Genomic DNA, 12871 nt, shown 5'->3' on the forward strand with positions numbered 1-12871 from the left:
CAAACTTCCCATTAAAAGGCCAGTCAGGCCAACCAAAAAGAGATAGGTTATTGTATCATTCCCGATACCGTTTGTTCGGACTTTGTGCATCTAACTGCTGCAAATAACGCATTTTTTCAGCCAGTTGCTTTTCCAGTCCGCGCTCGGTCGGCTGATAGACTTGCAGCTCGCTCAATGCCGCAGGCAAGTAATTTTCGCCAGCGGCATAGGCACCCTCTTCATTGTGTGCATAACGATACTCTGCACCCAGCCCCATTTCCTGCATCAATTTGGTGGGGGCATTTCTCAGATGATACGGCACCTCATGATCCGGCTGCTCACGCACCAGACGTCGCATTTGCTTAAACGCTGCATACAGCGCATTGCTTTTTGGGGCCAGTGCCAGATATACAGCAGCCTGAGCGATAGCCCGCTCCCCTTCAGCCGGCCCTACCCGCTGAAAGGTATCCCAGGCATTCAGTGCCAGGGTTAGGGCTCTGGGATCGGCATTGCCGATATCTTCACTGGCAATCGCCAGCAAACGCCTGGCAACATAGAGCGGATCGCCGCCGCCCTCCAGGATACGGCAATACCAGTACAAAGCAGCATCTGGGGCAGAGCCGCGCACCGACTTATGAAAAGCCGATATCAAGTCATAAAACTGATCACCCTGATTATCAAAGCCTGGCAGCTTGCGCGGTACCAGTTGACGCACCAGCTCCGCTGTAACCGGCTGTTGAACGCCAGCAGCTGAGCTGTACTCGGCTATCAATTCCAGCAAGTTTAATAACTGCCTGGCATCACCACCGGCCAACAACAACAATATGGCTTCCGCCTCGTCGCTCAGGCTCAGTTTCAAGGCCCCTAACCCCAAAGCAGTGTCGGTTAAAGCACGCTGGATCAGTGGCTTTAAATCCTCGTCAGTCAATTTGTTCAGTATGCAAACCCGGGCCCGGGATAAAATCGCATTGTTCAGCGCAAAGGACGGGTTTTCAGTGGTCGCACCGATAAACACTATGGTACCGTCTTCAATGAAAGGTAAAAACGCATCCTGCTGGCTTTTGTTAAAGCGGTGCACCTCATCCACAAACAGCAAGGTACGCTTTTGCCATTGCAATTGCCGCTCTTTGGCTTGCTGAATGGCATCGCGGATCTCTTTGATGCCCGATGTGACAGCCGATAACTTACACAGCTCCGCTTCTGCGTGGCGGGCAATAATTTCTGCCAAAGTCGTTTTCCCTGTACCGGGAGGCCCCCATAAGATCAGCGAAAAGACCTTGCCTTGTTCAATAGCCTGACGCAATGGCAAACCTGGAGCAAGCAAATGCTGCTGCCCCACGTAATCTGCCAGGCTCTGTGGCCGCATTCTGGCGGCCAGAGGACGAACATCGTCGTTAAAGTCGAAATTCAGTGTCGACACCACAACTTACCTTTGATCGTCAATATCAACATCCGCCGGAGGCTGAAACTGAAACAACCCGGCAGCAAAGCCTGCATCTGTGGGCACTGCCTTAAACACGAAAATACTGCGCTGACCATTTAGATCCAGCACCTGCATACGACTTAACTGATCATTGCTAAAGTTCAGTTGCAAATACTGCACCGGGCTGGCCGGGTCATCGGCCTCGATTCGGTAACCATCCTCGTGTTCAGTAATGCGGTATTGCTGCCACAAACTGGCATCATCAGACATCAATAGGGTAAAAGGGGTGCGCTCCAGCTCGGCCCTGGCATCATAAATGCTGACTTGCTCCAGCAGCTCATGGTAATACCACAGCGTTTCACCATCGCCAACAAACAGAATGGGTTCAGGCAGTTCCATCTGAAAACGGAACTTGCCAGGCTGCTGCAACCAAAGCTCGCCTTCCCCCTGCTGCACCAGTTGCTGTTGCATATCAAATACCTGCTGTTCAAAGCTGGCGTGAAAGTGCGGCATACGGCTAAGTTGCTGTTGCAGCGATAGCGCGGCCTGCTCATTAGCAAACACTGCCGGACTGAAGAAAATAGCCACAGCCAGTACAAAACGTTTCATCAATTCCCCTTGGGTGGTGGTGGTGCCAGAACTTCCCGGTTGCCGTTGTGACCAGGGCCACTGACCACACCACTGTGTTCCATTTGTTCAACCAGACGAGCCGCCCGGTTGTAACCAATACGAAAACGGCGTTGCACACCGGAAACCGAAGCTCGGCGACTTTCGGTCACAAAAGCAACCGCCTGATCGTACAAAGGATCAGCCTCGCCTTCATCCCCTTCGAGCGTCTCACCCGGTAATAAGTTCTCTTCGGTAGTTTCACCACTGAGAATTTCGGCAATGTACTTCGGCTGGCCTCGTCGTTTCCAGTCTGCCACCACCGCATGCACTTCGTGGTCATCCACGAAAGCACCATGTACCCGGTTCGGCACGCCAGAGCCCGGCGGCAAATACAGCATATCCCCCTGCCCCAACAAACTTTCAGCACCTTGTTGATCGAGGATGGTGCGAGAGTCAATTTTCGAGCTGACCTGAAATGCAATTCGGGTTGGAATATTGGCCTTGATCAGGCCGGTGATCACATCCACCGAGGGCCGCTGTGTGGCCAGAATAAGATGGATACCAGCGGCCCTTGCTTTTTGCGCAATACGGGCAATCAGCTCTTCCACTTTCTTACCGACTATCATCATCATGTCGGCGAATTCATCAATCACCACCACGATGGCCGGAAGTTTCTCCAGCCTGGGCGCTTCGTCGCGCATATCGTCCGAGGGCTTCCACAAGGGGTCAATCAATGGCTGGCCAGCCGCTATCGCTTCTTTTACCTTGGCGTTGTAGCCTTTTAAGTTACGAACCCCAAGCGCCGACATCAGTTTGTAACGCCGCTCCATTTCACCAACACACCAGCGCAAGCCATTGGCTGCATCTTTCATGTCGGTCACCACTTCGGTCAGCAAATGTGGAATGCCTTCGTAAATCGACAACTCCAACATTTTTGGATCGATCATTAAAAAACGCACTTCATCCGGTGTGGACTTGTACAAAATACTGCAAATCATCACGTTCACGCCGACCGACTTACCAGAGCCGGTAGTCCCTGCCACCAGCAAGTGCGGCATTTTCGCCAAGTCAGCCACCATGGCTTTGCCGGCAATGTCTTTGCCAAGCACCATGGTTAGCGGTGAACGTGATTGCTCAAAGGTTGCATCCCCAATCACTTCGGATAAGCGTACAATTTCACGGTGTTTGTTTGGCAATTCCAAACCAATAAAGGATTTGCCCGGAATCACCTCCACCACCCGTACACTAATAGCGGATAGCGAGCGCGCCAAATCTTTGGCCAGGCCAGTAATTTTACTGACTTTAACCCCAGGAGCTAAATCCAGTTCAAAACGGGTGACCACAGGGCCGGGATGCACCCCGACCACTTTGGCTTCCACGTTAAAGTCCAATAGTTTGGCTTCTACCAAACGGGACACCCGCTCTAAGTCTGCAGGATCAATTGGGTTTTGCGCTTTATCCGGCCGATCCAACAGCTCCAGCCCCGGTAACTCTGTGACTTCATGCGGCTCGCTTTCAGGCGAGTCATCATCATCCGGCTCGGGTTCAGGCACCCGGGCAGCTTTGGGTTTTAATTCGGTATGGCGAAGCGTTTTCTCAATTTGTTCTGGTAACTCGGGCTCATCCACAGCACTAAAAGACAAGGACTCATCGGCCAGGTCATCCACGCTGTAAAAAGCCCTGGCATCCCGCTCATCCAAAGGCTGCACCGGTAAACTCATCGCATTGCGCTCGGTGTTCACGGACAATGCTTTGTCGGCTTTGGGGTTGCCAACCTTGGGTGCAGTACTCCACTCATCCATCAAAGCTGCTTGCTTTGCCTCGCGGCTATCTTCTACTTCCTGTTGATTTTGCTGCCATTTTTGCTGCAACCAGGACGGCAACTGCAGCAACCAACAGCCCGCCTGCCAAACCCAGGCACCAAGGGCATCCATCACAGTAAACCAGGAAATGCCGGTCATCAGCGTTAGGCCAGTGGCAAAAAAGCACAACAGTAACAGTGTCGTGCCCACAAAATTCAGATAAGGCAATAACAAGCCGCTAAAAATATCCCCGACAACGCCGCCGGAGGAAAAATAATAAATGTCGTTAAAGTTCATGCTACTGATGGCAGTAGCGCTGATCATCGTCAGCAACAGGCCAATCAACCGCAGTCCCAGGATCAGATAATCCAGTTGCAGCACATGATGAAAGCGTTTAAACAATAAATAACCCAGACCGGCAACCAGCACAGGCAGCAAATAGGCAATCCAGCCAAAACTAAACAGCAATAAATCAGCCAGCCAGGCGCCAACCGGCCCGGCATAGTTGGACACACCATGCTGATAGCCTGTTTGTGACCAGCTGGGATCGGCCGGGTTAAACGAAATCAGCGCCAGCAGCAAAAAAAGAGCCATGCCACAGCATAAAATCAGGCCAACCTCCAACAAACGCTGGATGCCATTTAAATTAAAGAAAGATATCCGTGGCAAAAGAACGCCTCACTGTTGTTGTCTGTCATTGGTCGTCTCAGGTAGATCACAACCACCTGTGAAAGATACCAGACTGCAACCCTGGATGCATCTGTTTGGCAACAGAGCTGCAGAAAAACCCACCATTCCGGCCAGTATAATGGTTATTGGCTGAATCCAGGCTGGATAAAACTTAGGGTTTAATAAAATTACTTTGCTTAACTTCTTCCATCACCACATAGGTGCGACTTTCCCGCACGCTGGGTAAACGCAATAGGGTTTCCCCCAACAACTCACGGTAAGCCGCCATATTGGCCACTCTGGTTTTTAATAGAAAGTCAAAGCTGCCGGATACCAGATGGCACTCCTGGATCTCATCCAGTTTCTGTACCGCTTTACTGAACTCATCAAAATCTTCCGGCGAGGTTTTGCTTAAAGTGATTTCAACAAAGACTAACAGTGCCGCACCAATCTTTACCGGGTCCACCAAAGCGGTATAGCCCAGAATATAGTGCTCTGCTTCCAGCTTTCGAACCCTTTCTAAACAAGGTGTTGGGCTTAATCCCACCCGCCTCGCCAGCTCGACGTTAGAAACCCGGCCATCTCGCTGAAGTTCAGCTAAAATCTTACGATCGGTTCTGTCGAGCTTTTTAATGCTTTTACTTTGCGAAAACATCCAGTAGAAAACTCCAATTAATCGTAAATTAAAAGAATTATGCACTAGCAGGGCACTTTAAAACAGGCATTAATCCCGAAAAATTCACTATATACTAGCACCAAATTTTATCACCCTACAAAAAAGGCAACTCAGTTATGTTGATTGGCATCCCAAAAGAGATTAAAAACCACGAATACCGTGTAGGTATGACACCTGCCAGCGTGCGGGAAGTGATCCAGCATGGTCACCAGGTTTGCGTAGAACACAATGCCGGTATCGGTATTGGCTTTACCGATGAAGACTACCAACAGGCTGGAGCGGAAGTCCTGACGACTGCAGCCGAGATCTTTGCCAAAGCGGATATGATCGTGAAGGTCAAAGAGCCACAAGCCGTAGAGCGCGCTATGCTGCGTGATGGCCAAATCCTGTTCACTTACCTGCACCTTGCACCCGACCTGCCACAAACCGAAGATCTGATCAAAAGCAAAGCAGTCTGCATTGCCTATGAAACCGTGACCGACAGCAAAGGTGGTTTACCACTGCTGGCACCAATGTCAGAAGTAGCTGGCCGGATGTCCATTCAGGCGGGTGCCCGCGCTCTGGAGAAATCCTGTGGTGGTTTAGGCATGCTGCTGGGCGGTGTGCCTGGTGTTGCCCCGGCTAAAGTTGTCGTGATTGGCGGCGGTATGGTCGGTACCAATGCTGCGCAAATGGCTGTTGGCCTGGGTGCCGACGTCACCGTACTGGATCGCAGTGTTGATGTACTGCGCCGGATTAACGCTCAGTTTAATGGAGCTGTCAAAGCGGTTTATTCCACTGCCGATGCACTGGAAAAAGAAGTCCTGGCTGCCGACCTGGTCATTGGTGGTGTCCTGGTTCCAGGTGCCGCGGCACCGAAACTGGTTACAGCCGATCATATTAAACGGATGAAACCTGGTGCCGCTATTGTCGATGTAGCCATCGACCAGGGTGGCTGTGTTGAGACCTCTAAACCAACTACCCATGCCGAACCAACGTACATTGTGGATGATGTGGTGCACTACTGTGTGGCAAACATGCCTGGTGCGGTGCCTCGGACCTCTACCTTTGCGCTGAATAACGTGACGCTGCCATACATCATTCGTTTGGCCAATAAAGGCTACAAGCAAGCCTTGCTGGAAGACGTGCACTTACGGAATGGCCTGAACGTTTACCGCGGTAAAGTTACCAATGAGTTTGTCGCTGAAGCTTTGAAGTTTGATTTCGTCGAACCGACAACCGCTTTAAACGGCTAGCAACTGCTTGTTTTTACTGAAACGCCCGGCTTTTGCCGGGCGTTTTGCATGCAAAAACTACCTTTTTAATGAAACCTTTATGACAGTGCAAAAAATAACTATACATTCACTAAATAGCTGTTATGATGATGTCTGGCCTGTAATGCAGACCTATGTACACAACTTGTTCCTGAACACTTCGCAGCACAGCTTCATAGTAAGTCATGTCCCTGAAGATTCACGCTGGTTGGCCACATAAGTAACATTTTTGCCGGCTACCAACGCATCATGCGTTACACACTTAAATTTTTATTTTTTTCAGGAGACATCATATGTCTAAATCAACTGGTATCGTTAAATGGTTCAACGCTGACAAAGGTTTTGGTTTCATCACTCCAGATAACGGTGGCGCTGATGCATTCGTTCACTACCGCGCTATCATGAGCGACGGTTACAAAACCCTGACTGAAGGCCAGCGCGTTTCTTTCGAAATCGAGCAAGGTCAAAAAGGTCCACAAGCTGCGAACGTAACTCCGCTGTAAGGCTGACTTACTTCGATCTAAAAAGGACACCGCGGTGTCCTTTTTTGTTGCCCGCGCTTTGCAGCGGGCTCCCATTTATTGGATGAAATGCCCGCGTACCGCAGCTTACTGTTTAGCCGCGTCCTGCTCTGCCTGTTGCTGCCGCTTAAATACCGGTGCACCGTACATGGTTTTTAACCACTGTTGCTCAGCTTCACTGTGTTCTGCCAGCTTGGCTTGCCATATAGCGCGGTCTTCAGCACCAATACTATCGTGCTCTACCCCGGCAGCCAGGTAATTGATTGGGAATAAACGGTAGTTGCGGTATATTTCCGCATCCAGCGCCGCCGCCAGTTCATCGGCCGAATCCACATTGGGCTGCACCATCTTACCAAAAGCCACATGCACCCGGCCTTTCATGCCGGTGATGCCCTGAATAATGCTGTCGATGTCTTCAAACTCACCTTTTTGGTAATGCCCTTGCGTTTGCTTTTGCACCAGTTCCCGGACTTTGGCTTTATCGCATGGATCCAGCTCATAGCTGATGGTGACCGGCACGATATGCAATTGACCGATATCCTCGGCAAAACTCAGACCTTGCTTGCGACCTTCGATATACAGCATCTTTAGCATGGCTGCATCGGTATAATCGTTGCCGTCTTTGGCACGACCTTCCCGCTGGGCAATCCAGATCGATTGTTTTTCAGTGCCTAACGAATGGTGAATATAAGCCGACAACTGGCCTAAGGCTTTTAGCATTTCACGCGGCCCTTTGGCAGAGCGGCGGACAATAAAGCTTTTGTTCAATCGCATCAGCGTGGTGACACAATCTTTCTTGAGCAGATTATCGCCAATAGCTATGCGAGCCGTGTTCATGCCGTATTTGTGCAAACACCAGTTCACAATGGCAGGATCCATCGCTATGTCACGATGATTGGAAATAAACAGGTAGGCCTGATCTTTTTTCAGCTGCTCCACCCCTGAGTAACTAAAATCCGTGGTGGTATTGGCCATGGTTTTTTTCATGTAGGCCGCAACCTGCAACTGCACATCCCGCACACTATTCAGGCTGGACCACTTCCGCTTCAAGGCGGCTTTCACCAAGGGCGATAACAGCCAGCCAAAAGGGCCGGATAAATGCGGAAACCGGTAATGCAAAATAGCTTTAATAAACTCCTGATCCGCAATCAGATCAGCAATAGCACCGGCAACCTCCTGATCGTGGTAAGGCCGGATATCAAAAAACGGGTCTTGTTCTGTTTGCGTCATGCGGTCACTTCAGTCGTGCATCAAAGCCTCCTATTCTACCGACTCTGAAGCTATTGACCAGTGCCAGCTACAAAAAATACAGCAAGCAGCTAATCCTTAATTCACTGATATAGTGATGGAAATTTGTGCAACCTGGTAAGGGTTGTTATGATAGAGCGCGTAATGTTTTTCAATGAGAACTCTATGTTATCTGGGCGCTGGTACATTTTATTTTTCTGTATCGCCATGCTTGGCTATAGCAGTTATCTAACGGCTTCACCATTGAGCAAGCTGGAGCCGGAGTTCAATGCGCTCTATGTTCAAAGTCAGCAGCAACCAGCTACCGCCCTGCAACAGATTGAAATTCAACTAAGCGCTGCTGCCGGGCCTTTACAGCAAGCACAATTGCTTTATATTCAGGCTGAGCTGCAAACGCTGTTGGTGTATCCGGAACAAGCGCTGGAAAGTGCAGCACAGGCACTGGCTCTGATTGATGGTACAGAGCAGCCCTGGCTGTATCATAGCCTGCAACTGGTTCGAGCCTATGCCTTTGATTTGGCAGGCACCCCAGCAGAAGGTATGCCGATTACTGAAAGCGCTCTGCAATTCGCCGGGGAGCTGCAGCACCAGCAGTTGTTCATTCAGGCATTGGTTGTTCGCGGCGTGCTGCAGTTAAGTCTGGTCAATTATGTCGAAGCCTTGCAAGATTTACTGCATGCGTACCAACTTGCCCCAACAACCGGTGCAGGGGTAATTACCAAAGGTCATATCGCGGGCTACATTGCACTGGTGTATGAATACCGCCGTGAGCATGAACTGTCCATACCTTATTTCGAAGAAGCCGTCGCTTTTCATCAGCAGCATAATAGCCCGGTCGAAGTGAGCATTGCTTTGTATGGTCTGGGGAAAGCCCATAGCAAGTTGGGCGATCACGCTCTGGGTAAGAGCAAACTGCAGCAATCACTGCAATTAGCAGAGTCAGCGGGCGACGATCAAGGCGTTGCTTACGCACAAAAAGAGTTGGCAGCCATTGCCATAAAGCAACAGGATCCTGAGCAAGCCAAAACATTGCTGCTGCAAGCACTCACTAGTTTTGAGCAAGCCAATAATCGTTACATGCTACTGGATAGCCAACTTCAGCTGGGCCGAATTGCTTTACAAAGTGGCGATACAAGTATGGCAGAGCAACACTTGCAGCAGGCCATGCTTTATGCCGATCCCGAGCATATGCCCATTCAACACGCTGAAGTACAACGCCAGCAAGCAGAATGGCTTAGTCAACGTGGTCGCAGTGACGAAGCTTACCAATTGCTGAAAACAGCCAGTCAACGCCTGACTGAACTACAACGGGAAGAGAGTACCCAATTACTGCATCAACTCAGAGCCCAGCATGAACTGGATAGTCGGCAGCTGGAAAATGAATTGCTACAAAAAGAGCTGGAGCTGCAACACAGCCTGATCAGCAATCAAGCCAGGCATCAGCGGCTACTCACTGCACTGTTAATTGGTGCCATCGCAGGCAGCTTGCTCTTGCTGTTCCTGTTGGCCCGGATCTGGTGGCAACGTAAGCGGCTGCATCATCTGGCGCACTTTGATAGCCTTACCTCACTTCCGAACCGACACTACACCCTGAAACTGTTGGATCAGCAACTGCGTCTTGCCAGTCGCCACCATTACCCGCTTAGCATAGCCATGCTGGATCTTGATCACTTTAAACAAATCAACGATCAGTTTGGTCATGCCACTGGCGATCAATTGCTACGCGACTTTGCTGCAGAATGCCAAAAGCTGTTGCGTACCAGCGATGTGATAGGCCGCATTGGCGGTGAAGAATTTTTGGCCATACTGCCACACACGCCTGTTGATGCTGCAGTTTCTGTGCTGGAGAAAATCAGGAAAACCACAGAACAATTAGCAAGCCGCTACCATGAACCCAACATGATCACCACAGTGTCCATTGGTGTGTGCAGCTTTAGTGGTTACGACAATGCCGATACTCTGATGCTAAGCGCTGATAAAGCACTGTATGAAGCCAAAGCTAAGGGCAGAAATCAATTGCAATTAAGTCCGGTCAGCTAGCAGCTTTTCATCCTCCATTGATGTCATATTGCTGTCATCTCAGCCCAGTAAGCTAAAGCTACATTCTGTGCTGTGTGCTCAATGGAGGGTCTCAGATGCGAGCCATACAACCCATAGCAGAATTAGATTTAGCGTTTTCGTTGTTTTGTTTACGGCACCGCTTTACCAGGCAAGTGGCCAGTATCAGCAAAGTCATTTCACGCACCGGTGATGGCCACCTCTACCTGTTGCTGGGCCTGCTAACCTGGTGGCTGGATAGCCCTCGCTTCCTGCAAGCTGGCTTACTGGCCTTCAGCATTCATCTCCCCATCTATTGGTTAGCCAAAAACAGTTTTCGCCGCCGCCGCCCCAAAGAACTGTGCGAATTTCTCACCAGCTTTATCACCCCAAGTGATCGTTACAGCTTACCCTCTGGTCATACTGCTGCCGCCTTTTTAATGGCGACGCTCATCGGTCAGTTTTATCCGGAGTTTTATCTGCTGGCGCTGTGCTGGGCCACCTTAATCGGTTTATCCCGCATCTTACTGGGCGTACACTTTATGACCGACGTTTTGATTGGGGCACTGCTAGGCATGGCCTGTGCGCATATCGCCCTGTCCCTGTTAACTTAGGAGTTTTATGAAAATACTTTATGGTGTACAGGGAACCGGTAATGGCCATATCGCCCGCGCCAGAGCCATGGCACAGGCATTAAACAAACAACCGGTGCAGGTGGATTTTTTGTTCTCAGGCCGTGCTGCCGATCAGTATTTTTCGATGGATGACTTTGGCGATTATCAAACCCGACGAGGCTTAACCTTTATCACCGAACAAGGCCGCATTCGCCCCATCAAAACGGCACTCAATAACCACCCGCTGCAGCTATGGCGCGATATTAGAGCACTGGATTTATCCGGCTACGATCTGGTGATTAACGACTTTGAGCCCATCAGCGCCTGGGCAGCGCGCAGGCAACAGATCCCATCGATTGGTATCAGCCATCAGAATGCCTTTCGCCATCAGGTTCCCAAGGTTGGTATGACAGCCTTAGACCGGCTGGTGATGCAATACTTTGCGCCGGTGCAGCACGCCATTGGTTTGCACTGGTACCACTTTGACCAACCCATTCTGCCCCCCATCGTGCACCAAATCGATGGCCAAACAACCGATGCAGAGCCTTATATTCTGGTGTATCTGCCGTTTGAGCAGTTGCAACAAATCCGCAGCTTGCTACAACGTATTAAAACCCAGCGCTTTGTTTGTTATCACCCGGAGCAAAAAGAACATGAAATTGCCGATAACATCAGCCTGCATCCGCTGTCGCATCAGAACTTTCAGCGTCACCTGCAGCGCTGTGAAGGCGTTATTGCCAACGGTGGCTTTGAACTGCCGTCCGAAGCCCTATCCTTGGGTAAAAAGTTATTGCTCAAACCGCTGATGGGTCAGTTTGAACAGCAAAGCAATGTGGAAACCCTGCGTCAACTTGGTCTTGCCACTGCCATGCCCGAACTGAACGCCCAAACCATTATCCAATGGCTGCAAAGCAAAAGCGCCGGCCCGGTGCACTACCCCAAAGTAGCCGAAGCCCTGGCCAACTGGGTTGTGCAGGGCAAGTGGGACGATAGCGCACAGCTTTGGCAGGAATTATGGCAGCAGACCAAGTTCCCGAAAGGGGTTCAGTTGCCCTGAACTGGACTGCTGGCTGGGCTGACCGCCGCTCTAAAATAAGAGATAACTGCTATGAGCTGGCAATCCTGATTGGCAGTTGGTAGCTGCATGGCTGATCATGAGTATTACTGCATTCACCTTGTAATCTGTTACTTTATGCACCATACTAACTTTGCACTTAATTATGTACATAATCAAGTGCAAAGTTTTGGATTTATTCGAGGTGTATTATGTCTTCGCATGCGATTTTGGCTGAAAAAGCAGTGTCAGTATCCGAAGCCCGCAAAAACTTAAGTCAGTACTTTATTGATGAGCCAGTGGCGGTGCTTTCAAACAACAAACCAACAGGTTACATTCTCAGTGCAGAGCTTTACGAGAAAATGCTACGTATTATTGAGGCCTCTGGTGCTGCAGAGCAAGGTTTATTCCGGCCTGCGGCAGCACGGCTTAAAGAAATAAGCCGGTTGAGTGAACAGCTGCTGCTAGAGGCTGATGCTGCAAAATTGCGTGAATTTACCGAGTGATTCGGGTATTTACTAGCAAGATCCTTGACGAAGCACTTAGCAAAGACGAGCGCTTAGAATTGATCGCAGATTTCAAAAAGTATAAATCTGGTGTATTGCCTGCGTGGTTTGGTAAAGATGTCCTCTACGATCACCCTTATAACCTTGATATCATCAAGCTAGAACAGGTTAGGCACATTCACCTGGCAACACATGGCGTTGGTTTCCCCCTTTTTATTGCTCAAGTTAAACGAACAAGTGATATCCACTTAGTTTATTGTCAGGGGTTTAGCAATAAGAATTGCTATTTACTGATGGCTATCCTTCAACCCAACGCACATGCTTTAGCTCGGTCGAATCAGATAATGTATAAGTTAGGCTTGATGGCAGAAGCTTTTCGGCAAAAATTCTAAAGCTTCAAATGAATACAGGTGTATAACTGAGAAATGATGTTCAATATCTGAATAGCAGGCACAAAAAAACCTGTTAAAAAACAGGTTG

General features: G+C 49.8%; 12 protein-coding genes and 1 pseudogene. 7 read left to right on the forward strand and 6 right to left on the reverse strand.

What is annotated here, in order from left to right; translation table 11 throughout:
• Positions 1-55 precede the first annotated feature (55 nt).
• The 5 genes and pseudogenes from QWF21_RS13445 to lrp form a co-directional block, all read right to left on the reverse strand.
• Positions 56-1399: a replication-associated recombination protein A gene (locus QWF21_RS13445; protein ID WP_330088559.1), complete on the reverse strand. Its 1344-nt coding sequence runs from the start codon at positions 1397-1399 to the stop codon at positions 56-58.
• A 6-nt stretch (positions 1400-1405) separates the two neighbouring features.
• Positions 1406-2011 carry an outer membrane lipoprotein chaperone LolA gene (gene lolA, locus QWF21_RS13450; protein WP_330088560.1) on the reverse strand — a complete coding sequence of 202 codons (606 nt, stop codon included), beginning with the start codon at positions 2009-2011 and terminating at the stop codon, positions 1406-1408.
• A complete protein-coding gene (locus tag QWF21_RS18175; RefSeq protein ID WP_407935295.1) occupies positions 2011-2205 on the reverse strand; it encodes a DNA translocase FtsK in 195 nt (64 codons plus the stop codon). The genes lolA and QWF21_RS18175 overlap by 1 nt, the downstream gene beginning before the upstream one ends.
• Positions 2206-2291: 86 nt before the next feature.
• Positions 2292-4482: pseudogene (locus QWF21_RS13455) on the reverse strand (DNA translocase FtsK 4TM domain-containing protein); the annotation flags it as partial.
• A gap of 172 nt (positions 4483-4654) precedes the next feature.
• Positions 4655-5137, reverse strand: coding sequence for a leucine-responsive transcriptional regulator Lrp (gene lrp / locus QWF21_RS13460; RefSeq protein WP_330088562.1), 483 nt, complete (start codon positions 5135-5137; stop codon positions 4655-4657).
• A gap of 137 nt (positions 5138-5274) precedes the next feature.
• On the opposite strand from lrp, the gene ald reads away from it, so the two are divergent.
• The gene (ald, locus tag QWF21_RS13465) at positions 5275-6393 is read left to right on the forward strand and encodes an alanine dehydrogenase (RefSeq protein ID WP_330088563.1); all 1119 of its coding nucleotides are present in this window, start codon (positions 5275-5277) and stop codon (positions 6391-6393) included.
• A 311-nt stretch (positions 6394-6704) separates the two neighbouring features.
• Positions 6705-6914 (forward strand): transcription antiterminator/RNA stability regulator CspE, encoded by a 210-nt coding sequence (gene cspE, locus QWF21_RS13470; RefSeq protein ID WP_091340618.1) that lies wholly within the window; start codon positions 6705-6707, stop codon positions 6912-6914.
• A 105-nt stretch (positions 6915-7019) separates the two neighbouring features.
• Here the strand turns inward: cspE and QWF21_RS13475 are convergent, their stop codons facing one another.
• Entirely contained in the window at positions 7020-8162 is a 1143-nt protein-coding gene (locus QWF21_RS13475) for a 1-acyl-sn-glycerol-3-phosphate acyltransferase (RefSeq protein ID WP_330088564.1), read from the reverse strand.
• A gap of 183 nt (positions 8163-8345) precedes the next feature.
• Here QWF21_RS13475 and QWF21_RS13480 point away from each other — a divergent pair, with 183 nt between their 5' ends.
• The 5 genes from QWF21_RS13480 (at position 8346) to QWF21_RS13500 (ending at position 12783) form a co-directional block, all read left to right on the forward strand.
• Entirely contained in the window at positions 8346-10220 is a 1875-nt protein-coding gene (locus QWF21_RS13480; RefSeq protein WP_330088565.1) for a diguanylate cyclase, read from the forward strand.
• A 95-nt stretch (positions 10221-10315) separates the two neighbouring features.
• Positions 10316-10831 (forward strand): phosphatase PAP2 family protein, encoded by a 516-nt coding sequence (locus tag QWF21_RS13485; protein WP_330088566.1) that lies wholly within the window; start codon positions 10316-10318, stop codon positions 10829-10831.
• Between the two features lie 7 nt (positions 10832-10838).
• The gene (locus QWF21_RS13490; RefSeq protein WP_330088567.1) at positions 10839-11888 is read left to right on the forward strand and encodes an MJ1255/VC2487 family glycosyltransferase; all 1050 of its coding nucleotides are present in this window, start codon (positions 10839-10841) and stop codon (positions 11886-11888) included.
• A gap of 209 nt (positions 11889-12097) precedes the next feature.
• Positions 12098-12391 (forward strand): type I toxin-antitoxin system antitoxin YafN, encoded by a 294-nt coding sequence (yafN, locus tag QWF21_RS13495; protein ID WP_330088568.1) that lies wholly within the window; start codon positions 12098-12100, stop codon positions 12389-12391.
• The gene (locus tag QWF21_RS13500) at positions 12388-12783 is read left to right on the forward strand and encodes a type II toxin-antitoxin system YafO family toxin (RefSeq protein WP_407935294.1); all 396 of its coding nucleotides are present in this window, start codon (positions 12388-12390) and stop codon (positions 12781-12783) included. Before yafN ends, QWF21_RS13500 begins: the two co-directional genes overlap by 4 nt.
• The last annotated feature ends 88 nt before the right edge of the window (positions 12784-12871 follow it).

The organism is Alkalimonas mucilaginosa (genome assembly GCF_036327005.1).
In the GTDB taxonomy this organism is placed as follows: domain Bacteria; phylum Pseudomonadota; class Gammaproteobacteria; order Enterobacterales; family Alteromonadaceae; genus Alkalimonas; species Alkalimonas mucilaginosa.